Origin of the sequence: Xenorhabdus siamensis (assembly GCF_037996745.1) — a bacterium.
Lineage (GTDB): Bacteria > Pseudomonadota > Gammaproteobacteria > Enterobacterales > Enterobacteriaceae > Xenorhabdus > Xenorhabdus indica.
Genome location: NZ_JBBMXE010000010.1, coordinates 134,259 through 159,876, shown reverse-complemented (window position 1 = coordinate 159,876; position 25,618 = coordinate 134,259). Strand labels below are relative to the sequence as shown.

Below are 25,618 nucleotides of genomic sequence, written 5' to 3'. Positions count from 1 at the left end.
TGATTAACGCACAACCTCCAACCTTTTCTCTGTTTCACCTACTGCTCGCCAAGCTGGCACATACATAGATTCAACTTGTGGTGCTGGCACCTGATAAATCCCCGGTGCAACTGCGCGGGCTAAATAGAGTAAGGTGACTGGTCGATAAGGCTCAACGGAAACAGCAGCAACAAAGCGATCATCACGGTATTCGATATGACGAATATTCGCCATCTGCATATCGTTAATGACCTTTTGCAAAGTAGTAGCGCTTTCACTCAGACTGGCACTGCTATGCGCCAGATTTTGGTTCTCAATTTCTAACCCGGCAGGCAATAAATCGACGACCAGTGCATCCGATACAGGTTCTGTCGCACTGATTTCCAATTTCACGACCATCATTTCACCACTTTTCAGGCGATCCGGATAATAATTTTCACCATTCAAATCAAGATAGGTACGCTTGATATTCAGAATGTTTGAATAAGGTCTTGGTGCATGCAATGGATAACCCACCACACTCAGACGTGAATACAATGTACTCTCACCACGGTTACTGATTTCAATACCTTTCAGGATCTGTTTCGCAGTCAATGCTTCATTTAACGCGCTATCACGGTTAATCGGTGGTATTTGCTGACTAATGACCGCCTTCCAGGACGGCTCGCTGGCATCAATAAAATAGCGCCCAGCCAGATAGATGGCATTACTTTCCTGTGTAGAGAAGTAACGACGTGCTGATAACTCATTAGATAAACTGAATAGTTTTTCATCACGCTTATTTAACATTATCTTGTTTTCAGTCAATAGAGCAACAATCAAAGCGTTGTCACGGATTGTACTACCATAATCATGCAACCTATAACCGGATTGACGGGATTTATTCACACCAGAACGAATCGCTTCATTACCACGGGTGTCATCCCCCATCATTTTCAGCGCAATCCCCAACTGTACCAAGGACAAACCGTTACCAGCCCGTCCTCGTTGTTCATAGAGTTGTCTTAAACCACTTAATGGCGCTTTTTGCTGGCTTGCCAAGACCAACCCCGCATATGCCTGTACAGAAAATTGGGTTTCACTGCGTGAACTACTGTAACGATCGTTAATAATATTTTTATCCTGCAAGTAACGCAGAAGCCGGTTATTGGCAGTCTTCAGGGCATCAGCCGGGATACTGTAACCTTGCTGATTGGCACGGAATAAGAAATCTGCCGCATACGCCGTCAGCCAGAACTCTTCCTCGCCATTACGATCCCATAACGAGAAGCTGCCATCATGACGCTGCATACTCAGCAAGTGAGTAATACCAGCATCAATGGCTGCTCGCCGTTTTTCGTCACTTTGTGTACTGATACCCAATTTTTTCAGTTCCGCTTCATTGGAGTAGAGTGATGGGTAAAGCCCACTAATCGTCTGCTCCAGACATCCATATGGGTAAGCATATAATTCGCGAATATAACGTGCGATTTGTAGTGGTGGCCTGCTGGTCAGTAAGAGCTGCCCCTCCAGTGTTTCTGGTATCAAATCAGTGATAGCATATTGTGGGAACTGCCACTCTTCGCTTTGTCGGATAACATCATCAAACTGTATGGTTGCAGCAGGATGTGCCGGGCGAACCGCAATTTTCCAGCTATTTGTATACTGTTGCCGTTTCTCATTGGGTATATTCAATCCATCAATTGTTAGGAAAATTTCCCCTTGTCCAAACCCATGATCCGCTTTAACCGGAATTTGAATAGTAGTTCGTTTTCCTGTTTCCAATATAATTTCTCTACTTACTGGATTTTCTAACTTTATCAATCCAGTTGTAGTGAAATTGAGCGTCAGTACTTGCGGTTGTTCAGTTAAATTGGTGAGATCCAATGCCAACTGAGATTGATCGCCACCTGCCATGAAACGAGGTAATGACATCTGGATAACAACCGGAGCAGCGACTGTAACTTTACGCTCACTGTATCCGAATTCGTTATCACTCCATGCTTGTGCCATCAACCGGAGTTCACCATTAAAATCAGGAATAGGTAAGGTAATTTCACCTTCTCCATTAGCATTCAAGCTAATTGGTTTAGCTTGCTCGGCAATAATATTGACTTCTGTCAGTGGTTTTTTGCCTCCCCTTTCGAGAGTATTTTCATCACCATCGCCACCAAAGCGTAAGTTTGCTTTACGTCCTTCAGTTTCAATTAAATGACCATAGACATCATATTGATCAACGCTATAACGTTTACGCCCGAAGAATGCTTCATAAGGATCTGGAGTCTTAAAGTTAGTAATACTGAGTACACCTGAATCAGCAGCAGAAAGCAGAACATAAACTTGCTTTGGCAATTCCTTACTTGCTGGCTGACCTTTGCCATTCTGAAGTGTTGCCTTAATTTTGATTTTAAGATCCTGATTCGGACGTATTTTATCTGGCGCACTCAGTGTCAAATTCAGCTTACGCCCTTCGTCCATCAACGGCAGATGCAATACACCAATTGCCCGTTTCGATGTTGCCTGACGATTTTTATCTCCCGGACGTATAACAACCGCAGTCAGATACAAATCATGGCGAGCCCACAATGAATTAATGGGTACATCAATATCCAGACCTTTTGCCGGAACATCAATTTCCTGCCACCACAACGGGCCATCACTGGATTCCAGCAGTAAGTAGCCTTTACCTGCCTGCGGTGCAAGCATATGCAATTTTACTTTATCACCTGGCTTATACGCGGGTTTATCCAATGAGAGTTTGACTTGATCCGGGCGGATTGCACCTGTTCCATCTGTATTATCCTGCCATGAATAACCTGCCCAGAAGTTCAGACTGGTTACAAGCTGATTTTTCTGATCCACTATTTCAATGCGGTAAGAACCCCATTCAACCGGGAAACTGACTTTTGCTGTACCATTTTCCGCAAGTTGGACAGATTCATCGGCCATCACCAAATCTTTCTGGTCATATCCCGAATCCCAACCGTTACTGTCTGACCAACGCCAGTAATAATCCCGGCGTTCATATATCAGGCGAGCTCTCAAATCATTTGTGGCATATTTCTTACCATCAGCATCAGCATAAACGATGTCAAACTCTGCCAGCGAGTTTTCATCAACGTTATAGCGATTCTCATCACGACCTGTACGGTAATTATAAATAGATTTTTTATTGAAAAGCGGACGTATGCCAACCAGCTTGTCAGCAGGCCAAACGGCTTGCTCAGCACGACGTGTCACCGGACGCCCACCAGATTCTAACAAGCTAGCCTGTACGATAATTTTTATCGGAGATGTTACATATTTCCAATTACTATCACTGACAGAAACGACTGTTTTTCCTTCACTATTTAACGTCAAGTCGAACTCATCCAGAGTTCTGCTCAATCCCTCTTCTTTCGAGGAGCCAAACTCATATTCTGATAATTTTGCCACCGCATCACGAGCTGGACGCATAAATAATTGGCCTTGCAGCCGATTCTCAACTGCTGGCGCTCCATATAGGTAACGCCCCGTTACGGCAAAATTAACACTTTTATTTTTCAATACTGGTTTATTTCCATTATTTCCCTCAATTTCCAATGCCATACGTTCAGGCATAAAGTCTTCCACATTAAATTTGTAATAACGCGGAGTGTTGTCACCTAAATCAAAACGCAATGACCACATGCCTGTTTCTGCGGTTTGTGGGATTAGGTAACGATACTGATAGAGTCCATTTTTAGGTTGCCAGACAAAACTGCGCACAACCTGATTATCCGCTTTCAATACATCAACTTTTACAGGTTGGGGCTTCAACGAACGGCCATCAGCATCACGCAGTAAACCATTTACAATCAGCGTTTCTCCAGGACGATAAAGATCCCTTGGGCCAAACACAAAAAACTGTTTGCTATACCCTTGTGTGCCGCCAATATCAAACTCAGACAGATCCAACGCAGGATATGACAAATCGATCATACTGGTTTGATCGCCCTGGATAGCCAACAATAATTTTGCCTTGGTATTTTTTTCCAGCGTAGCGTGACCATTATTGTCTGTCGTGTTTTTTGACAGAAGCTGTCCCTTGTCATCCAGCAAACGAATTTCAACACCTTTCAGGCTGGAGCCTTGTTCCAATGATTGTGCAAAAACATCTATCCGGTTTAGATAGCTGTGCATTGAAACGCCAATATCACTCAGCGTAAATAACATGCTGGGATTACTATAGGTATATTTTCCAGCCTGCTGCATGACAGCCAGATAAACCCCACTTTTTTGCAATACTTGAATATCATTCAGTGGCAATAATAGTTTTTCACGAGTGTTAGGTGCCGGATTCAGGTCAAAACGCCCGGTATAAACTAAGTCAGCACGCTGCAGTAAATTTTCAGAATCCCAATACTCCATACTGCCGCGGTATTGCCAATCGGCGATGAATTCAGGTAATGATGTCTCTTTGATGCGGAAAAAATTGACATCAACCTGATCAACATTGAGTGCCAAAACAGGTAAACCTTCTGCAGTTTTACTCGGTAGAAGAACCCCTTTGCTGGCAAAACCAACGGTAGGTTTAATGGGAGCAGTCTGGAATTTTTTCTCATAGGAACTTACTAGTTGACGTCCATTAATGCCTTTTAAACCTTCATCAACCGATAACTGTAACTCACGATCAGGCGGTAAATGACGGAGCCTTAACTCCATCTGGTTATCAGACAGTTCCCAGGCACCATCCAATTTTCCGGATTTCACATCAACCAGATGGACTTTCTGAGAAAAATTCTGGTCAATCTGCAAAGGAACAGAAAACGTCACAACCATTGCACTGGCACCATCCAACTGCAACTCTGAGGCATCTAAGATAGTAACATCTTTACCCGCATAACGTTCTTGCGGTAATTGAGGTACAGGTGATTGAAGTTCTCGTTTTGCAGTATCAGTTGTTCTTTGTGCCGTTGAAATTGTCGGTTTTTCTGATTTTCTCGTATTTTCACTGTTCTGTGATTGATCACATCCAGATAAGATACAGAGCGCAAAAAATGCAAACAATGTAGCAACCATTAATGTGATAAAGCGCCTTCTCCTTGCTGCCCATTGTCTCAATTGATATTGACACATAATCTGTAATCCTTATCGTTTGCCGGCTGGTTTGGGATAGTATTTTTATAAATATTTATCCGATTTAGAAATCTGTGATTTCAGATTTTCGAGGCTTTCCGCAATATTTTTGGCTTATTGCAGGAAAATGACAAAAGAAGCCGGACAAAACTCATCATCACACGATCCTGATTGGGTACAGAACTTAACTTTTATTTACTGATTCAATACAGGAATGGTATCCCTCAGCCAACTGCCTAACTTCCGCTGATAAAAAGGCTGAGTATGCTGGATCAGATAATGGCTAATTCCACTATTTTTTTCATCAAGCAAACAAAAATCCACCGATTCCTCTTCACTCAAATATTCACAAGCTATTCCACCAGCAGCCTGAATAAGCATATTAATGTCATTATCTGTGGATGCTCCACTCAGTTCTAACCCAATAAACAGGTTAGGTTTTTCATCCTGTTTTTTATCGTGCACCATAACCAGGAATGCCCGTCGTACTGGCTTATGTTGCTTAAATAAATTACTCAAGGCTTCAATAAGCTGAATGGGCTGTTCTTCTGGTTGGCTAAGAGTAATACGACTTCCACTCGGAACTTCAATTTCAGTGGCAACAGCCCTGTTTGACAAGCTCATGAAAATCTCCGAACACATATTTGTAGTGAAGTTAACAAATTGAAGTTAACGACCATTGAAAGGCTCTTAATCATAGCCTCCCCATAAAAGGGAGGCCAGATAAGAAAAGCGATTTTAAAATGCGTTTAGTGTCACAACATTTCACAACATTTTGTGCATAAAAATCCTTGCATCACCTGACGGCTTACAAGCTACCTCGCTAAAGACACTGTATTCTTATTTTGCTTTTTTCAGCAATAAGTTGGCAATGGTGCGCACGCCACACCCTGTCGCACCGGCTGACCACTGTTCAACCGCAGATTTACGGTAGGCCGCTGAACAATCGATATGTACCCAGCCTTTTTTGTAATTTTCTACAAAGTGAGACAGAAAAGCAGCCGCAGTACTTGCTCCTGCTGAATGAGAAGACGCAGCAATGTTATTCAGATCAGCAAAATTGGATGGCAATTGACTACGATGGAATTCGGCTAATGGCAACCGCCAGAATAGTTCATGTTCTGCATCCGCTGCTGCCAATAAATCCGCCGCTAGTTGGTCATCAAAACTGAGGACAGAATGGTAATCATTACCTACTGCCATTTTTGCCGCACCAGTCAATGTCGCCGCGTCAATGATAAGAGGCGCATTTGTCGCACTGGCATCAATCAGGCCATCAGCCAATACCAGACGCCCTTCTGCATCAGTGTTCATGACTTCAACACTTTTGCCATTACGATAGCGAATAATATCACCCAATTTGAACGCATTGCCACTGACCAAGTTATCAGCAATACACAGGAATAGTTTTACACGCTGTTTCAGGCCACGACCTATCGCCAGCGCCAATGCCCCTGACAGGAGCGCTGAACCGCCCATATCAGATTTCATGGAATCCATAGAGTTGGAAGGTTTCAGGCTATATCCCCCTGAATCGAAGGTAATACCTTTACCGACTAAGCAAGCGAATACAGGTTCGTTTTTATCTGTCGATGGATTGAAATCCAATTCCAGAAAAACAGGAACACGGGAGGAACCACGACCGACAGTATGTACACCAACGTAGCCCTGCTCGCGTAAAGCATCGCCTTTTATAATACGGTAACTGATTGCAGTTCCCGCTACACTGTTAAATAAATCAATGACACGCTGAGCAAGTTGCTCCGGCCCCAATTCTTCTGCTGGAATATTGGTAGTATCACGCACCCAGTCGATGAATTTGATCCTATGCTCCAGCTCTTGTTTTTCTACTGCGCTCAGTTGTGGCCATTCAATAGTACGCAGTCCCTTTGGTGCCCGGAATCCCAGCCAGAATGTCCAGCTTTTTTCCAGATCCCAACCATCACCCGCCAAAGCAACATTGGAGATACCTTGTCCATTAATTTTTCGTCCGGCACGTTGGATAGCCGCCAATTTACTACTCAAATCCGACTGGCTGTTTGATAAATGAATTGTAATTCCCTGATCATTTGAACTGATTAGCGCTTTTTCACCCCAGCATGCTTTAGCTGGCTCATAAGACAGAGTTATCGGCATGATTTGCGCCGGTATAGCGTGCTTTGTCATTTTCTTCTCTCTTCTTATTTTATTTTCACTGTTTTTACAGCAAGGGCCATGAATGCAAAAAAACTGGCAGTTGCCAGTTTTTCATTAAATGCAGACTATGCCAAGTGATTGAACAAGAATTAGTGAATTTGCACTTTTTTTCGCACTATTTGTTGTTTGTGTAACTATGTTGTTTGTGTAACTTTGTTGTTCGTGTAACTGATTTGCGTTACTCAAATTCATCCAACCAAACCAGCAAAATGGCTTCTAATATTTTTTCGTTAGATTTTTCTGGATCATCATCAAAACCATCCAGCTCGCAAATCCATTGATGCATATCGGTAAAACGCACTGTCTTAGGATCTAAATCCGGGAACTTATCATATAGTGCTTCGCCAATATCACGGCTGTCAGACCATTTCATTTTCTGTGCTCCTATTTAGTTCTCAGATCAGTGTTCACGTGCATGGTTAATCGTATATTTAGGAATTTCAACAACCAAATCCTCATCAGCAACTTTAGCCTGGCATCCTAACCGACTTTCAGGCTCCAGCCCCCATGCTTTGTCCAGCATGTCATCTTCCATTTCAGAGCTTTCTTCCAATGAGTCAAACCCTTCCCTGACAATGCAATGACAAGTAGTACATGCACAGGATTTTTCACAAGCATGTTCTATTTCAATGCCATTACGCAGTGCAACGTCCAGAATCGATTCGCCTTCCTTAGCTTCCAATACTGCGCCTTCAGGGCAAAGTTCGTTATGAGGTAAAAATACAATTTTAGGCATAATTAAATCTCATCCACAGAATGGCCCGCCAAAGCCCGGCGGATTGATGTGTCCATGCGACGCGCAGCAAATTCCTGCGTTTGTTTGTCCAATTGTTTAATGGCACTTTCAATCGCATCAGGAGACGTTCCCTGAGCACTCTCAATTAATACTTGTACGGCAGCATCAATTGCCGCATGTTCTTCCTGACTGAGTAAATCAGCATCTTTTTCCAGTGCACTGGTTAAACTTTCCAGCACTCGTGCTGCTTCTACTTTTTGTTCAGCCAGCTTACGCGCCTGAATATCTTCCTGCGCATTGGTCATCGAATCTTTGATCATCCGGGCAATTTCTTCATCGGACAAACCATAAGAAGGTTTCACCTGGATGGAAGCTTCAACTCCCGTCGATTTCTCCAGGGCACTGACACTTAACAAGCCATCAGCATCAACCTGAAAAGTAACACGAATATGAGCACCACCTGCCGGCAGTGGAGGAATTCCACGCAGTGTGAAACGTGCCAGTGAACGGCAATCTGCCACCAACTCGCGTTCACCCTGAACAACATGGATGCTCATTGCACTCTGCCCATCTTTAAAAGTCGTAAACTCTTGTGCTCTGGCGACAGGAATAGTGGTATTGCGCGGGATCACTTTTTCCACCAGTCCGCCCATGGTTTCAAGGCCCAGTGACAGTGGGATAACATCCAATAGCAACATTTCACTATCAGGTTTATTACCGACCAAAATATCAGCCTGAATTGCCGCACCAACAGCGACAACTTTATCCGGATCGATAGAGGTTAATGGTTCACGATCAAAAAACTCACCAACCAGGCTACGTACGCGCGGTATTCTCGTCGAACCACCTACCATCACAACCTGTAATATTTCATCGGCAGTGACACCCGCATCTTTCAATGCCCGACGGCAAGCCATTAAGGTGCGTTTAATCAATGGTGTGATCAATTCATTTAATTCATCACGGGTAATACTACCTTGCCAGTCAGCAATGTTGATCGTCACTGAATCTGTATCACTCAAGGCAATTTTGGTTTGTGTCGCAATATCCAGCAATTGACGTTGTAAGCCGTGGCTATTATCGATGATACCTGCCTGCTCACTGATCCAGTCTGCCAACAGGTGGTCAAAATCATCTCCGCCAAGCGCAGTATCTCCGCCTGTTGCCAATACTTCAAAGACGCCATGACTTAAACGCAGGATAGAAACATCAAATGTTCCCCCCCCCCAAGTCATAAACTGCAATAACCCCTTCCTGACCCGAATCAAGTCCATAAGCAATAGCAGCTGCGGTTGGTTCATTTAAGAGACGGAGGACATGTAAGCCCGCTAAACGTGCGGCATCTTTCGTTCCCTGACGTTGTGCGTCATCAAAATAAGCAGGAACAGTGATAACAACACCATCAAGTTTACCATTCAAGGTTTCTTCTGCCCGTTGAGCCAACGATTTCAAAATTTCAGAAGAAACCTGAATAGGATCGACCAGACCTGCCACAGTCTCAATTAACGGTAACCCATTTTCACTAGCCTGAAACTGGTAGGGGAGATTCGGATAACGTTGTTGAATATCAGCCAGAGAACGCCCCATCATACGTTTGACGGAACTTATCGTATTAACAGGATCAGAAGCCGCCTGTTGGCGTGCCTGCCAGCCTACTTGAATTTCATCTTTGCGATATTGTACAACAGAAGGAAGCAAATGACGGTTTTCACTATCTGCTAAGGTCTCAGCCTGACCACTGCGGACTGTCGCAACCAGGGAGTGTGTTGTGCCAAGATCAATCCCCGCAGCCAGACGACGCTGGTGTGGTGCGGGAGATAAACCAGGTTCACCGATTTGTAATAAAGCCATGTGTGCCTCTATAAAAACTCTTTATACCCGCCTTTCAAATTGCAGCTTTGTTGGCTGCATCCTGAAATCCATAGGGTATTGCTAAATCAGCAAGCGTTATTCACCAAAAAGCAATTCGGCTAAAAATCATCCAGCAATCGTTCTTCCAATTGCTCGACTTGCTGCTGCAATTTGTCCAAAAAGCGTAACTTACGGACAGTATCGGCTGCAATTAACCACTGTTCGGCATCCAGTTGCTGTTCCATCTGCTCACTACGAGTTTTAATCATTTTGTTCAGGCGAGATGAAAAACCTGCTAATGCAACATCTGGCTCCGCACTACGTTCAATAGTATCAAGCTCTTCACGCAACTCTAATTGCTGCATTAGGAAAGCAGTATCCTGCATCGTGTGTTGTTCGTTGGATAAATCGAATCCTTGCTGAGACAGCATATATTCTGCACGTTTCAGGGGATGTTTTAGAGTCTGATAACCATTATTGATGGTTGCAGCTTGTTGAAGTGCCAACGTTTTCTCGCGCTCTGGCTGATTGGCAAAACGATCAGGATGAAACTGACGCTGCAACTCCTGATAGCGGGTGGCCAATTGTTGGCGGTCTATCGCATAACGCGCAGGCAACCCGAATAAAGTAAAGTAGTCCATAAGTTACTCTTGGTTTCGCAAAGTATGGGGAGTTAAACGTTAAAACTTTCCCCACAGCCGCATTCGCTGGAAACATTGGGGTTGTTGAATTTAAAGCCTTCGTTCAGGCCCTCTTTGACAAAATCCAACTCGGTGCCATCAAGATAAACAATGCTTTTACCATCAACGATAACTTTCACGCCCTTGTCTTCAAAAACCTGATCTTCATCATTAATTGCATCAGCAAATTCAAGTACATATGCCATACCAGAGCAGCCGGAAGTTCTCACTCCCAGACGCAACCCAACACCTTTCCCACGATTATCAAGAAAAGCTAAAACACGCTGGGCTGCACTTTCTGTCAAAGAAATTGACATACAACACCTCACTTTTAACACTATGATCTTTGAAGCTATGATCTAGGAAATTATCACCTTCAAAACCAGTAAAGGTGGATATTGAAACAATATCCACCAAATTATTTTCTTCTAGCCAAAAGAATTACTTAGCCTGGCGTTTGCTCTTGTAATCCGCAATTGCAGCTTTGATTGCATCTTCTGCCAGAATAGAACAGTGAATTTTCACTGGTGGCAGCTCCAACTCGTCAGCAATCTCCGTATTTTTGATTGCTTCTGCCTGCTCCAGTGATTTACCTTTCATCCACTCTGTTACTAGGGAACTGGAAGCAATCGCAGAACCACAGCCATAAGTTTTAAAACGTGCGTCTTCGATAATACCGTCATCGTTGACCTTGATTTGCAGCCGCATGACATCACCACAAGCGGGTGCACCAACCATGCCACTACCTACTGAAGGGTCTTCACTGTCAAATGATCCAACATTACGTGGATTCTCATAGTGATCAATTACTTTGTCGCTGTAAGCCATATCGTTACTCCTGAAACCGCCTGATTAATGATGAGACCATTCGATGGTGTTGAGATCCACCCCCTGTTTGAACATTTCCCACAATGGAGAAAGTTCACGCAGGCGACCAATCGAGTTGTGAATCAACTTGATTGCATAGTCTATTTCTTCTTCTGTAGTAAAACGCCCCAAAGAGAAACGAATAGAACTGTGTGCCAGTTCATCATTCATGCCCAGTGCACGCAGAACATAAGAAGGCTCCAGACTCGCAGAAGTACATGCTGAGCCAGAAGAAACAGCCAGATCTTTCAGCGACATCATCAATGATTCACCTTCAACATAGTTGAAGCTGACATTCAGAATGTGTGGCGCACCCAGTTCCAAATCACCATTCAGGTAAACTTCTTCAATATCTTTAATGCCGTTCCATAAACGCAGGCGCAAGCCACGCAAACGCTCTGACTCAGCTTTCAATTCTTCTTTTGCAATACGGTAAGCTTCACCCATTCCCACAATCTGGTGAACAGGCAATGTACCGGAACGCATGCCACGCTCATGACCGCCACCATGTTGCTGTGCTTCAATGCGGACACGAGGTTTACGGCGAACATACAGAGCTCCAATACCCATCGGGCCATATAATTTATGAGCAGAGAAAGACATCAGATCAACTTTCAGTTTGCTGAGATCGATAGGCAATTTTCCAACACTTTGCGTTGCATCAACATGGAAAATAATACCGCGGCTACGGCACATTTCACCGATGGTTACGATGTCCTGAACAATACCAATTTCGTTGTTGACGTGCATGATAGAAACTAAAATCGTATCGTCACGCATTGTAGCTTCCAGCTCTTTCATATCGATCATGCCATTGTTCATCGGTGAAAGGTAAGTCACCTCAAAACCTTCGCGTTCCAACTGACGGCAAGTATCCAAAACAGCTTTATGTTCAGTTTTGCTGGTAATAATGTGCTTGCCTTTTTTCTGATAGAATTTTACTGCACCTTTAATACCAAGGTTATCTGATTCTGTTGCGCCTGAAGTAAACACAATTTCACGCGGATCAGCACCAACCAAATCAGCAATTTGGTTACGTGCAATATCAACCGCTTCTTCAGCTTGCCAACCAAAACGGTGTGAACGAGAAGCAGGGTTACCGAAAACCCCGTCCATAGTCAGATAGTTCATCATCTTTTCAGCAACACGCGGATCAACTGGGGTTGTTGCTGAATAGTCCAAATAAATGGGTAATTTCATTGCTCACATGCTCCGTAAGACTCTTTTAATACTTCTGTTTGCCGCTTTTTAAGCCCGCAGGTTAACGTTAATCATCTCTTGAACCCTGCCATTAGCTGTACGGCGTTTATCGCTGTCTTGACGATCAGCAACATCTAATACTTCTTGATTATTCACTAATTCTTCTAAGCTGATGCTGTTCAGGAAACTCGTGATACGATCACTGAGATCACGCCAAAGCGCATGGGTCAGACAGCGATCACCGCCCTGACAGCCTTCCCTGCCCTGACAACGAGTTGCATCAACGGATTCATCAACAGCAGAAATCACTTCGGCAACGAAAATATTACCGGCATCTCTGCCCAATAAATAACCGCCGCCTGGACCACGGACGCTAGAAACCAAACCATTCTTACGTAGGCGAGAAAATAACTGCTCAAGATAGGAAAGGGAAATTCCCTGACGCTCAGAAATATCAGCTAATGGCACTGGCCCTTCTTGTGAATGCAATGCCACATCTAACATGGCAGTTACCGCATAACGTCCTTTTGATGTCAGTCTCATAACAAAAACTCCATGGTGAAATATGGGTGAAATTGTGACATTCCTGAGTGTTTTAGTCAACTATTTAACCTAGTAATTTACTCAACTATTATTTGGTTGTCTTTCATTCTGTTATCACCCACAGTTTCTATTATAGAGACTATTCTCTGCCAGATTCCGGTGATTTCCCAGCCCATTTTTCCATAGAAGTTAAAATACCCCGCAAGATATTCAGTTCCTGAATTTCCGGACGTGCGCGGGTATAAAGGCGTCTCAATTTGTTCATTATCTGCCCAGGATGCGCTTTACGAATAAAACCGGAATGACTTAACACCTGTTCAAGATGCTGATAAAAACGTTCCATATCTTCAGCTAGTGGGTATTCAGCTTCATGATCGGCAGCATCCGCTTTTTCCGATTTTTCCTCAGCAGCAAGGTGTGCCATACGAATCTCATAGCTGACCAATTGAACAGCCATGGCCAAATTCAACGAACCATATTCTGGATTAGTCGGAATATAAAGATGATAGTTACACTTCTGGAGTTCTTCGTTAGTTAGCCCCACACGCTCACGACCGAACACAATAGCTACTGGTGAATTTTTGGCTGTTTTGACACAGCATTCACCACACTCACGTGGCTCAACCATTGGCCAGGAAAGTGTTCGGGAACGAGCACTGGTTCCAATAACCAATTCACACCCAGCCAATGCTTCATCCAAAGAATCCACGATAGTGGCATTACCGATGACATCACTGGCACCGGCTGAAAGTGCAATGGCGTGAGAATCAGGTTGGACAAGCGGGCTGACCAAATAAAGGTTGGTCAATCCCATTGTTTTCATAGCCCTGGCAGTTGACCCCATATTGCCCGTGTGGGAAGTTTCTACCAGAATAATGCGGATGTTCTCTAACATGACGGCTTTTAATTTCAGTATAAGAGCCGAATATCTTAACACAGCATTAGTCATTTTGACGAACTACTGCTATAATGCGCGCCAGTTTGTTTCCCGTTCTTTAAAATCCTGGTGGAAGATACCCCATGCATCCGATGCTAAACATCGCTATACGCGCTGCGCGTAAGGCCGGCAATTACATTGCCAAAAGTTATGAAACTCCTGATGCTATCGAAGCAAGCCAAAAAGGCAGTAATGACTTCGTCACTAATGTTGATCGTGAAGCAGAAAAGCTGATCATTGACATTATCCGTAAATCTTATCCTAAGCACACTATCATCACTGAAGAAACAGGTGAGCATTTAGGTGAAGAAGACGATTTCCAATGGGTGATCGATCCACTGGATGGCACCACTAACTTTATTAAACGTCTCCCTCATTTCGCTGTTTCTATCGCTGTGCGCATCAAAGGCCGCACCGAAGTGGCTGTTGTTTACGACCCCATGCGTAATGAACTGTTTACCGCAACCCGTGGTCAAGGTGCTCAATTGAATGGTTACCGTCTGCGCGGTACCAATGCCCGTGATCTGGATGGCACAATCATTGCCACTGGTTTCCCATTCAAAGCTAAACAACACACGATCCCTTACATGAATGTATTGGGTAAGTTATTTGAGCGCTGTGCAGATTTTCGTCGCACTGGCTCTGCGGCTCTGGATATGGCTTATGTTGCCGCTGGACGTGTTGACGGTTTCTTCGAAATCGGCCTGAAACCATGGGATTTCATGGGAGGTGAACTGCTAGTACGTGAATCTGGCTGTATTGTTACTGACTTCGTTGGTGGTCACAACTATGTCAGTTCCGGTAACATCGTTGCTGGCAGCCCACGTATTGTTAAAGATATGCTGTCTGAAATGCGCGAAGAATTAACTGAAGCACTGAAACGTTAATTATAAAAAACCATTTGAGCAATGTTATTTTCAGGGCACCAATAAGTTTGGTGCCCTTTTTTATTTACGATTTTATTGATAATGGATATGTTTCTCAATAAATGTATTTCGCAACGAATATATTTCACAACGAATGTATTTCACAACGAATGTATTTGGGTTTCTACTTTAGGCCGTAAGAAAATTGCAGGTAATGCAACCAGTGCCATCACCCAATAGATACCGCTTCCCATATGCTCATACAAAAAACCGCCTATTGCGCTCATAACTGCAATACCACCGCCCATCGCTAACGCAGAATAAACCGACTGTAACCGGATAACTTCATTTTCTTTTCTGGCACCAATAAAACGCATGGCAGCTAAGTGACAGACTGTAAAAGTTCCGCAATGTAGGATCTGAATAATAATCAGAACTGGCAACTCAGTGAATGTTCCCATTAACCCCCAGCGGATAACTCCACAAATGGCAGAGAGCAATAGAAGACTACGGGCACTCCAGTGTCGGAATAGCTGTTTACTAAAGGTGAAAACAACAACTTCTGCGACAACGCCTAATGACCAGAGATAACCGATAGTTGATGCAGAATAGCCAGCCTTTTCCCAATAAATAGAACCAAAGCTGTAGTAACCAGCATGAGCAGCTTGTAACAGCGTCACACATAATAAAAACTGCCATACTGATTTTTCGGATAATAATTTCTTGAATGATACTGTATTGGTATTTTCTACCTTAATTTTGCCCTCAGGCATAATAGAAGGTTTTAGCATCATTCCTAGCAACATAATGGCAACACTGAAAATCAGGGAAATAAGGATAATATTGTGATGACCAAATAAATTGACACCAATCCAATTATTGATCTTTTCGAAGGAAATGCTGAAATCTGACCCTAAATCGATGCCATTGGCTGACATCAATATCCCCGCTAAAGAAGAGCTGATAATAAAGGCAATCGATCCCCACACACGTACCTTGCCATAATCAAAAGTAAACTGTTTTTGCCAGGTTCCCGCTAAAGCATCTGATAAAGGAACCAAAGGTGAAAAAAACAGATTAAAACCTATCATGGCAAGGGCAACCCATACCCAATGGCTATTAAAGGAAAAGCTAACTGCAAAGACCAAAGCCAATAAGGAGAGTAATCTTAATGCATTAATTAATTTAGAAGGATCTTTAACGGTAGGAGAAATAAATAAACTACCGAGGAAACGAGAAACTAACCCAATAGCTAACAGTACACCGATCATAGAAGGAGTAATACCTTCTCCCTGTAACCAAACTGACCAGAAAGGTAAAAATATTCCAAGAGCAAAAAAATAAGTGAAATAACCTAACCCTAGCCAAAATGTTGATGGAACAACCATCCAAATGCCCCCATTTTTTAATGCAAAAAACCCGCTCAAAACTAATGTTATGAGTCGGGCTTGATACCTGATATACCTTTCATCTTTCAAGCTACCGCTTTATTGGCTGCAACTTGACATCTATTTGGGTATAAGCTCAATATTGACGGTATTTTATTCTCAATTATGCGTAAACCGGATATTTTGCACAGATATCCAACACATTCTGTTTAACACTTTCAATAACTGCTTCGTCATTGATGTTATCCAACACATCACATATCCAGCCAGCCAATTGACGGGTTTCCGCTTCTTTGAAACCACGGCGAGTAATTGCTGGAGTACCAATACGAATACCCGAAGTGACAAACGGACTGCGAGGATCGTTAGGTACACTGTTTTTGTTAACAGTGATATTAGCACGCCCTAATGCTGCATCCGCATCTTTACCTGTAATATCTTTATCCACCAGATCCAACAGGAACAGATGGTTGTCAGTACCGCCGGAAACAACTTTGTAACCACGTTGCAGGAACACATCTACCATTTCTTTGGCATTTTTCGCAACCTGCTGCTGATACATTTTGAACTCCGGCTCCATTGCTTCTTTCAGTGCAACGGCTTTCCCGGCAATGACATGCATCAGTGGACCACCCTGACTACCAGGGAAAACAGCAGAGTTCAACTTCTTATACAACTCTTCATCACCCCCTTTAGCCAGAATCAGACCACCACGTGGACCTGCCAGAGTCTTATGAGTAGTGGTTGTAACAACATGTGCATGAGGAACAGGGTTTGGATAAACACCCGCAGCAACCAATCCAGCAACATGAGCCATATCAACAAAAAGATATGCACCGATTTCATCAGCAATTTCACGCATTTTCGCCCAATCAACCACACCAGAATAGGCAGAGAAACCACCAATGATCATTTTAGGTTGATGTTTCAGCGCTTGGTTACGAATATCCTCGTAATCAATTTTGCCTTTCTTATCAATGCCATAAGGAACAACATTATACAATTTACCTGAGAAGTTAACTGGAGAGCCGTGAGTCAGATGGCCACCATGTGCCAGATTCATCCCTAAAACAGTGTCACCTGGTTGCAACAGCGTCATATACACCGCAGCATTTGCCTGAGAGCCTGAGTGTGGTTGGACGTTAGCATAATCTGCACCAAACAACTCTTTTGCTCGGTCAATTGCCAATTGTTCAACTATATCAACATATTCACAACCACCATAGTAGCGTTTACCCGGATAACCTTCCGCATACTTGTTAGTGAGCTGAGATCCTTGAGCCTGCATCACTCTTGGACTGGTGTAGTTTTCAGAAGCAATCAATTCAATATGTTCTTCCTGACGACAAACCTCCTGTTCCATCGCTTGCCACAGTTCGGGATCGTAATTCGCAATATTCATTTCACGCTTTAACATTAGGTTCTCCTGACTCAGCTACATCTCTAAAAAATACCCCTGAGGGCCAGAATTTGACACAGTGTAAACTCTTTTTATCAAATGAGATAGTCTTGACAAGAGATTTTACGCAAACGATTGCCTCGATGCCTGTAGCAGGATGCCCTGCTATTCTGATTACACGCTTTAAATTTATTATTGTTCTTTGTGATTCCAGTCAAATCTTCATTGCTGTAATACAAATTCTGAGTTTTTGACTTAAATCAAGATAATATCTCTTTCTTGCTTTAATGTATTCCTCAACAAGATAAGTTGCATTTAAAATACATCTTATATTCCTAAGCATTATTCGAGAAAAATTCAGGAGACCATAATGTTAGATAACCAAATTATCGCAACTATAAAGTCCACTATTCCTTTGATCGTTTCCACCGGGCCAAAGTTGACTGCTCATTTTTATGAACGCATGTTCAAACACAATCCTGAATTAAAAGATATTTTTAACATGAGCCATCAAACCAATGGCGATCAGCGTGAAGCTCTTTTTAATGCCCTTTGTGCTTATGCCTCTAACATTGATAACTTATCTGCTCTTCTACCAGCAGTAGAAAAGATCGCTCATAAACATACGAGCCTAAATATCCAACCGGAACACTATAAAATTGTCGGTACACATCTGCTGGCAACAATTGATGAACTATTTCATCCGGCTGATGAAGTCTCGACGCCTGGAAAAAAGCCTACGATATATTGGCCGATGTTTTTATCAATCGGGAAGAGGCAATTTATCAGAGTAGCGAATCTTCGGTAGGAGGTTGGCGTGGTTTACGTCAATTTCGTGTCAGCCGTAAACAACCACAAAGTGATATCATTACCAGCTTTGAGTTTGTCCCCGTTGATGATGGCAAAGTCGCAGATTACAAACCGGGGCAATATTTGAGTATCTACCTGGAAGATCCAACCTTTAAAAACCGCGAAATTCGTCAATATTCATTAACTGCGGCTCCAAATGGCAGCAATTATCAAATTGCCATTAAACGGGAACCTTATGGCAAAATTTCGAATCATATGCACGACAAAGTACAGGAAGGAGATATCATATCGCTATCTGCACCAAAAGGTGATTTCTTCCTTGATGTCCGGCCTGATACCCCTGTTACCCTCATTTCAGCGGGAGTCGGATTAACTCCGATGATGAGTATGCTGCAATATCTGCACGGTCAACAGCACCAAAGTGTGATCAATTGGTTTCACGCAGCAGAACATGGCGGCCATCATGCCTTTGCCGGTAAGGTGAAAGAAATTGCCCAATCCCTGCCGATTCTGAATGCTCAGGTTTGGTATCGTGAACCCAGAGATAAAGATCAGTATGGCGTGCATTATCAACATGCCGGATTGATGGATCTGTCTCTTGTAAAAGATGCGATAAGTGCTGAAGGGATGCAATTCTATTTCTGTGGGCCGTTGGCTTTCATGCAACATTGCCAAGCAGCTAATAACCATGGGCATTAACGAGCAACATATTCATTATGAATGTTTTGGCCCACATAAAGTGATCTAATACGGATTTATGCACAGTTTTTTGTAAATTCAGTGAAAAGCATAAATTCGGGGATCAGTGATAACGGTTAAGACCGCTCGGTATGTCAGCATTCCACCTCTTATTGAGAGGTGGATTAATTACCCATATTACCGCCATTATCACTTTTTCAGGCAATTCAACTTTTCAAGCTATTCTCTTTTCAAAGAATGCGGAATACGGTTAAATCGCCTCTTCGTCCTGTTCACCAGTACGAATTCGCACAACGCGAGCAACATCAAAGACAAAAATCTTGCCATCACCAATTTTGCCAGTTTGTGCAGTCTGCATAATAGTATCGACACAGGTATCAACAATATCATCCGGTACGACAATTTCTATTTTGACTTTAGGCAGAAAGTCCACCATATATTCTGCACCACGATACAGTTCAGTGTGTCCTTTCTGACGACCAAAACCTTTTACTTCTGTCACCGTCATACCAGTGATACCGACTTCAGCCAGAGCTTCACGCACATCATCGAGCTTGAAAGGTTTGATAATTGCATCAATCTTTTTCATGAAGTTTTCCTGTTATTACCAGTTCTTACGCCCGAAACCAGACGTAATCGGATAGCGCCTGTCTTTACCAAAATCGCGCTGTGTAATACGTGGACCAATCGGTGCCTGACGACGTTTATATTCATTGATGTCCACCAACCGGATCACCTTACGAATAATAGCTTCATCAAAACCTTCAGCCACTAAGTCAGCCACCGATTTATCTTTTTCGACATATCCCTCAAGGATGGCATCCAACATGTCATACGGTGGTAAGCTGTCTTGATCAAGCTGATCAGGAGCCAGTTCCGCAGATGGTGGACGATCAATTACACGCTGAGGAATAGCAGGAGATACTGTATTACGGTATTTCGCTAATGCAAATACCATAGTTTTTGGAACATCTTTCAAAGCATTAAAGCCACCGGCCATATCACCGTACAGGGTCGAGTAACCCACTGCCGATTCACTTTTGTTGCTGGTTGTCAACACCAAACGACGGCGCTTGTTTGACATTGCCATTAAGATGACTGCCCGGCAACGTGCCTGTAAATTCTCTTCAGTGGTATCTTTCTCTGTACCCGCAAATATAGGCTCCAATTGAGTCATAAACGCATCAAACATAGGCTCAATAGACACGATGTCAAATTCAACACCGAGTAATTCTGCTTGTTCTCTGGCATCATGAATACTCATTTCAGAGGTGTAGCGGAATGGCATCATCACAGCCTGTACATGCTCTTTACCCAAAGCATCAACAGCAATTGCCAGTGTCAAACCTGAATCAATACCACCGGATAAACCGAGTAATGCTCCCTTAAAACCATTTTTCTGCACATAATCACGTACAGAGAGCACCAATGCCTTATAAATTTGTGCAAGTGGCGGTAATTGGGGAGCCGGATTTGCCATCGGCTCAATTGTCATGTCATTGAAACGACACTGTTCAACTTGTTCTGCAAAAGCTACCATGCGATGAGTAATTTCACCGTTTACATCAAAAACTTTTGAACAGCCATCAAAGATCAGTTGATCTTGTCCACCAACCTGATTCAGGTAAATTATTGGCAAGTGAATACGCTGACAGTGTGATTTAATCAATGTGCTACGGATATTCGGTTTTTCACGATTAAAAGGAGACGCATTAATGGACAGAATGATATCAGCTCCTGCTTCTTTCAAGGCATCAATCGGCGCATCGAACCACAGATCTTCACAAATCAACAAACCGAGATTATAACCTTTAAATGGTACAATACAGGTTTGCTTGCCTGCTTTGAAATAACGTTCTTCATCAAAAACACCATAGTTAGGTAATTGTTGTTTGAAATAACGGGCAACGATTTCACCTTTCCAGAACAGAGAAAGGGCATTATATATTTTTCCGTCCTGTTGCCACGGATGGCCAACTAAAATACCAACCTGAGAGCTTGCTTCCTGCAAACGTACTAATTGTTCACGACAGCGCTGATGAAAATCAGAACGGAACAGTAGATCTTCAGGAAAATATCCCGACAATGCTAACTCAGAAAACACGACGAGATCAGCGCCCTTTTCTTGCTGTTCTTGCACTGTCTGCAACATGCGATCGCTGTTGCCTTCGATATCCCCTACTAACCAGTTTAATTGAGCAAGGGCGATATTAAGAGTACGACTCATAGAATGCGGCTCTCCTGGGCCATTATTCACTTCTCTGTCTGATGAAGACAGTCAATCTCTTACGGACTTAAATACCGTATCTACTTTATGGATTTAAATAACAGAAAGGTTATTCTTTAAAATCGTTAGCATCCAACTCATGACGAGCCAACAATTTATAAAACTCTGTCCGGTTACGTCCTGCCATACGAGCAGCATGGGTAACATTCCCTTTTGTCATTTGCAATAATTTACGTAAATAATTCAGTTCAAACTGACTACGCGCTTCTACAAATGTTGGTAATGCCGTATTTTCACCTTCTAATGCCTGCATGACTAAAGCATCACTAATTACCGGGGCTGTCGTCAACGCCACACATTGCTCGATAACATTGACCAATTGGCGGACATTACCCGGCCAACTTGCGGCCATCAGACATTTCATAGCATTAGTGGAAAAGCTGCGCACAAAAGGTTTATGGCGTTTGGCCGATTCACGCAGCAAATGATTTGCCAATAAAGGAATATCTTCTGCACGTTCATTCAGAGCCGGGATTTTCAGGTTAACGACGTTTAATCGATAATAGAGGTCTTCCCTGAATTCATTACGCTGCATCGCTTTTGGCAAATCACGATGAGTTGCGGAAATGATCCTGACATCAATATCTAAGTCTCGGTTACTTCCCAAAGGACGGACTTTACGCTCCTGCAAGACCCTTAATAATTTGACTTGTAGTGCTGATGGCATATCACCGATTTCATCAAGGAACAAAGTTCCTCCTTGTGCGGCCAAAAATAGCCCTTCCCGGCTACTGACTGCCCCAGTAAATGCACCTTTTGCATGACCAAATAACTCAGACTCCAACAGTTGCTCAGGTAAAGCGCCGCAATTAATTGCAATAAAAGGTTTTTTCGCACGCGGGCTGGCACGATGAATAGCCTGAGCCAGAACTTCCTTACCCGTTCCGCTTTGCCCATTAATCAGAACACTAACGTCAGATTGAGCCACCATTTTCGCCTGCTCCAGCAGACGCAACATTAGCGGGCTGCGTGTGACAATTTGTTCATTCCACTTTCCATCTATAGCTGGTGTTGATAATTCCAGCGCATCATCAATGGCTTTATAAAGTGCATCACGGTCAACTGGTTTAGTCAGAAAGCTAAATACCCCTTGTTGGGTCGCAGCAACAGCATCCGGGATAGAACCATGTGCTGTGAGAATAATCACTGGCATACCAGGATGCTGTTTTTGGATTTCTGCAAACAACGCCATGCCATCCATTTCATCCATGCGTAAGTCGCTAATGACCAAATCCACTTTTTCTTTTAGCAACATGCGTAATGCTTCATGCCCACTTTCCACTGTTGTGACGCGAAATCCTTCACTAGTCAGACGCATCCCCAATAATTTTAATAGACTTGGATCATCATCAACTAAAAGAAGATGAGCGGGATTGCGTACGGTCATGGTGATTCAGCTCCTTTTTCTTCTGAGGAATTAGCTTCTGTTTTCGTTTCCGGGGTTAACTCTGATCCTGTTTCTGGCTTGTTTTCCGGTTTAGTTTCCGGCTTAGTGTTATTCACCTTGTTGCCCGTATCAACTGCATGTTCTATTTCACCTTGTCCGGTTTCACCTGAAACCGGAGAGCTAGAGCTGTTCTGGACTTGCTTGCGGGAAGAAAGCTGACGTTCAATATCCGTTAGATTTTCTAATTTGCGGGATATTGAACGCAGTTCATATTCCAAACGGGCCCGTGTCTCTTTCAATCGATCAATTCTGGCATCGCTATCAAATTGTAATCGCTGATATTTTGACTTTTGTTCTGCCAGATTAATTTTTAAATATTGCTGTTCACTCCACAACTGCAACAATGACAATATTGAGGACGGAAATTGCAGGCTATATCGATTCAAACTTTCCATCATCTTACGCCGTTCAATTAGTGACGGTGCAGCTTGGTCGATAAGGATACTCTGTTTGAAAACTTGTGACCAATCTGGCGGCGTAAACCGTTTTGCCATATTGCGGGCTTCTATTGGAGGCAGTTTATTCGTACAGTCCATCAATTTTAACCAATAAAGACCATTTTCCATTGCGGCTGGCTTTGCAATATCCCACATCACATCGCACTCCTTGACGCGATAATCTGTGATACGTTGCTCTGGTATAATAGACTCGGCAATCGTTACTAAATCATCTGAACCGGAATTTGAGGCACACCCTGTCAGTAAATAGGGAACAAACAGTAAAATCATGGTACGAAAACGCAGGAGTGAAGCCCATTCAAACAAATACGCTATAACAGTCGTTTTTTTCATTGTTCGGGTCTCAATATTTTGCTGCTCCGTCTTTATCATAAGGTGGTGAATAAACCTGTTGTGCATATTATTTAGTCATTCTCTGCGGTTAATGGCAGTTCAATCCGAAAGCATACATCAGCAAAGTCAGATTCTATCAGATGAAGTTTCCCTCCCATCCGTTTAATACAGTCCTGCGCAATACTCAAACCAAGACCACTTCCCTTGACCGCGCCTTTGCGTTGAAGTTTTCCTTGGTAAAATGGTTCAAAAATCATGCTTTTTTCTAAATCAGGGATAGGCGTTCCTGTATTGGCAATGTCAATCTGAATATTTTTATCTAATTGCCGACTGGAAATCCAAATGTTACCGGATTCAGCGCCATAGTGCACTGCATTGGAGTAGAGATTATCAATGACTCTCATCAACAGTTTAGGTTCAGCCCAACAATTATCAGCATCCAATTGGATTTTTGTATAAATATTTTTTGTCCGTGCAGGCAATTGATGTGACAGAACAACACTATCAACGAGTTCTTTTAAAGATACAATCTGGTGTTCGGCGGGGTTATTCACGATGTTACGATTGTATTCGAGCAATTGCTCAATAAGCTGCTGCAAGTGTTTACTACTGCTATCCAGAATACTGACCACTTCTTTTTGGTCTGTTGTTAGTGATCCGGCAATTTCATCCGCCAACAATTCCGTACCTTCACGCATACTGGCGAGTGGTGTTTTCAATTCATGGGAGATATGACGTAAAAATTCATGCCGTTGAGATTCAAGCCAGGATAGACGCTCACTCAACCAAATAATCCGCAATGCCAGTGAACGTAATTCTCTCGGTCCTTTAAAGGATTCAATCTTACTTTCCAGTGTTTGTCCTGCACCTAATCGATTGATCATTCGTTCAATGCCTTTTACCGGCCCAATGATCATCCGAGTAAAAAGTGCGATTAAGAAAGCGCTCAGCAAGAATAGAATTAAACTTTGCCAGCCAAAAAACTGCCCCTTATCAGCAATGTCTTTCTGCAATTGCTCACCACGGGTGAAAATGATATTGCGTGTTTCCTGTACTAACTGATTATTGGCGTTTGAGAACTGCTCAAGCAGTTTAGCCGCCGCAGGCTCTGGTACACCATTATTACAAGTGATATTGGTAAGGCCCGACAAAAGTTGATTAAATTTATCCTTATATTCTCTATTAGCCAGCATCGCCATCTGATTATTCAACATACTGGTATACTGTTGATATTGACGTTGATAGAGTTTTTCCAGCCTGATATCTCCCAATACACAATACTGACGGTAGCTGCGTTCCATCTCAAGAGCGACACTTATCATTGCTTCACTGCGCCGGGCGTCAGATAGCGTTGCGCGGTTAATTTCTGCCGCTTGTGTACTGAGCTGATCAAGGCTTTGGTATGCCTGATATGCCAGTACCAACAACGGCAATAGCACCAGCCAGAAAGCCATTACAACCAATTGACGCAATGAACGGGGAAATAAACGCCATTTTTTCAGAGAAATCATCTTATAACCTGTAATTGCATTGATGCTAACCGACATAAATAGCTATAAAGAGTGGTATGTCAAGATGATACTTGTGCATAAGACGCGGAGGGAAGACGTTGTCTCCAATAATGACGGCGGGGTAGTATTTTTTCTACTACCCCGCCAGTGAGGATCATTGATAAACAAATAGGTGGTGCCTCACTCCACGTGTCGCCCGTTGCTTGATAAGGCCAGAAAGCGAATATCATTAATTGGACGGTAGGCACCTTACTTTGGCGTCATTCCTGGCTTATGTGGCATGTTCCCACCCTACTTTGTGGACCAACATAAAAAATTGAATGAGCAACTACATATCATTATGCATATTGCGTGC

Annotated in this window: 19 protein-coding genes and 2 pseudogenes; 2 read left to right on the top strand and 19 right to left on the bottom strand. The window is 43.1% G+C overall.

What is annotated here, in order from left to right; genetic code table 11:
• Positions 1 to 3: 3 nt before the first annotated feature.
• The 12 genes and pseudogenes from AAC852_RS11140 to trmJ form a co-directional block, all read right to left on the bottom strand.
• Positions 4 to 5,055, bottom strand: a complete 5,052-nt coding sequence (locus AAC852_RS11140; protein ID WP_340621091.1) for an alpha-2-macroglobulin — start codon at positions 5,053 to 5,055, stop codon at positions 4 to 6.
• Between the two features lie 195 nt (positions 5,056 to 5,250).
• A complete protein-coding gene (locus tag AAC852_RS11135) occupies positions 5,251 to 5,679 on the bottom strand; it encodes an enhanced serine sensitivity protein SseB C-terminal domain-containing protein (protein ID WP_340621090.1) in 429 nt (142 codons plus the stop codon).
• Between the two features lie 216 nt (positions 5,680 to 5,895).
• Positions 5,896 to 7,221 carry an aminopeptidase PepB gene (pepB, locus tag AAC852_RS11130; RefSeq protein ID WP_422824286.1) on the bottom strand — a complete coding sequence of 442 codons (1,326 nt, stop codon included), beginning with the start codon at positions 7,219 to 7,221 and terminating at the stop codon, positions 5,896 to 5,898.
• A 208-nt stretch (positions 7,222 to 7,429) separates the two neighbouring features.
• Positions 7,430 to 7,624 carry a Fe-S cluster assembly protein IscX gene (iscX, locus tag AAC852_RS11125; RefSeq protein ID WP_340621089.1) on the bottom strand — a complete coding sequence of 65 codons (195 nt, stop codon included), beginning with the start codon at positions 7,622 to 7,624 and terminating at the stop codon, positions 7,430 to 7,432.
• A gap of 27 nt (positions 7,625 to 7,651) precedes the next feature.
• Positions 7,652 to 7,987 (bottom strand): ISC system 2Fe-2S type ferredoxin, encoded by a 336-nt coding sequence (gene fdx / locus AAC852_RS11120; protein ID WP_038267871.1) that lies wholly within the window; start codon positions 7,985 to 7,987, stop codon positions 7,652 to 7,654.
• Between the two features lie 2 nt (positions 7,988 to 7,989).
• Positions 7,990 to 9,838 (bottom strand): annotated as a pseudogene (gene hscA / locus AAC852_RS11115) (Fe-S protein assembly chaperone HscA).
• Positions 9,839 to 9,957: 119 nt separating this feature from the next.
• Entirely contained in the window at positions 9,958 to 10,479 is a 522-nt protein-coding gene (gene hscB / locus AAC852_RS11110) for a co-chaperone HscB (RefSeq protein WP_340621088.1), read from the bottom strand.
• Between the two features lie 32 nt (positions 10,480 to 10,511).
• Positions 10,512 to 10,835 carry an iron-sulfur cluster assembly protein IscA gene (gene iscA, locus AAC852_RS11105; RefSeq protein ID WP_047683054.1) on the bottom strand — a complete coding sequence of 108 codons (324 nt, stop codon included), beginning with the start codon at positions 10,833 to 10,835 and terminating at the stop codon, positions 10,512 to 10,514.
• A 124-nt stretch (positions 10,836 to 10,959) separates the two neighbouring features.
• Positions 10,960 to 11,346: a Fe-S cluster assembly scaffold IscU gene (gene iscU, locus AAC852_RS11100; protein ID WP_340621087.1), complete on the bottom strand. Its 387-nt coding sequence runs from the start codon at positions 11,344 to 11,346 to the stop codon at positions 10,960 to 10,962.
• 24 nt (positions 11,347 to 11,370) lie between these two features.
• On the bottom strand, positions 11,371 to 12,585 hold the full coding sequence (locus tag AAC852_RS11095) for an IscS subfamily cysteine desulfurase (RefSeq protein ID WP_340621086.1): 1,215 nt from the start codon (positions 12,583 to 12,585) through the stop codon (positions 11,371 to 11,373).
• Between the two features lie 48 nt (positions 12,586 to 12,633).
• The gene (gene iscR, locus AAC852_RS11090) at positions 12,634 to 13,128 is read right to left on the bottom strand and encodes a Fe-S cluster assembly transcriptional regulator IscR (protein WP_340621085.1); all 495 of its coding nucleotides are present in this window, start codon (positions 13,126 to 13,128) and stop codon (positions 12,634 to 12,636) included.
• A 139-nt stretch (positions 13,129 to 13,267) separates the two neighbouring features.
• Positions 13,268 to 14,023: a tRNA (cytosine(32)/uridine(32)-2'-O)-methyltransferase TrmJ gene (gene trmJ / locus AAC852_RS11085; protein WP_340621084.1), complete on the bottom strand. Its 756-nt coding sequence runs from the start codon at positions 14,021 to 14,023 to the stop codon at positions 13,268 to 13,270.
• 125 nt (positions 14,024 to 14,148) lie between these two features.
• Between trmJ and suhB the strand changes: the two genes are divergently transcribed.
• Positions 14,149 to 14,952, top strand: coding sequence for an inositol-1-monophosphatase (gene suhB / locus AAC852_RS11080; protein WP_340621083.1), 804 nt, complete (start codon positions 14,149 to 14,151; stop codon positions 14,950 to 14,952).
• A gap of 140 nt (positions 14,953 to 15,092) precedes the next feature.
• Here suhB and AAC852_RS11075 read toward each other — a convergent pair whose 3' ends face one another.
• Both AAC852_RS11075 and glyA read right to left on the bottom strand, forming a co-directional pair.
• Positions 15,093 to 16,319: a 3-phenylpropionate MFS transporter gene (locus AAC852_RS11075; protein WP_340621082.1), complete on the bottom strand. Its 1,227-nt coding sequence runs from the start codon at positions 16,317 to 16,319 to the stop codon at positions 15,093 to 15,095.
• Positions 16,320 to 16,482: 163 nt separating this feature from the next.
• On the bottom strand, positions 16,483 to 17,736 hold the full coding sequence (gene glyA, locus AAC852_RS11070) for a serine hydroxymethyltransferase (RefSeq protein ID WP_340621081.1): 1,254 nt from the start codon (positions 17,734 to 17,736) through the stop codon (positions 16,483 to 16,485).
• Positions 17,737 to 18,073: 337 nt separating this feature from the next.
• On the opposite strand from glyA, the pseudogene hmpA reads away from it, so the two are divergent.
• Positions 18,074 to 19,276, top strand: a pseudogene (gene hmpA / locus AAC852_RS11065) (NO-inducible flavohemoprotein).
• A 201-nt stretch (positions 19,277 to 19,477) separates the two neighbouring features.
• Here the strand turns inward: hmpA and glnB are convergent.
• The 5 genes from glnB to AAC852_RS11040 form a co-directional block, all read right to left on the bottom strand.
• Positions 19,478 to 19,816 (bottom strand): nitrogen regulatory protein P-II, encoded by a 339-nt coding sequence (gene glnB / locus AAC852_RS11060; protein WP_038267821.1) that lies wholly within the window; start codon positions 19,814 to 19,816, stop codon positions 19,478 to 19,480.
• A gap of 15 nt (positions 19,817 to 19,831) precedes the next feature.
• Positions 19,832 to 21,454, bottom strand: a complete 1,623-nt coding sequence (locus AAC852_RS11055; RefSeq protein WP_340621080.1) for an NAD+ synthase — start codon at positions 21,452 to 21,454, stop codon at positions 19,832 to 19,834.
• Between the two features lie 109 nt (positions 21,455 to 21,563).
• Entirely contained in the window at positions 21,564 to 22,901 is a 1,338-nt protein-coding gene (gene glrR, locus AAC852_RS11050) for a two-component system response regulator GlrR (protein WP_340621079.1), read from the bottom strand.
• The gene (gene qseG / locus AAC852_RS11045; protein WP_340621078.1) at positions 22,898 to 23,752 is read right to left on the bottom strand and encodes a two-component system QseEF-associated lipoprotein QseG; all 855 of its coding nucleotides are present in this window, start codon (positions 23,750 to 23,752) and stop codon (positions 22,898 to 22,900) included. The genes glrR and qseG overlap by 4 nt, the downstream gene beginning before the upstream one ends.
• Positions 23,753 to 23,823: 71 nt before the next feature.
• Positions 23,824 to 25,263 carry a sensor histidine kinase gene (locus tag AAC852_RS11040; RefSeq protein WP_340621077.1) on the bottom strand — a complete coding sequence of 480 codons (1,440 nt, stop codon included), beginning with the start codon at positions 25,261 to 25,263 and terminating at the stop codon, positions 23,824 to 23,826.
• Positions 25,264 to 25,618 lie beyond the last annotated feature (355 nt).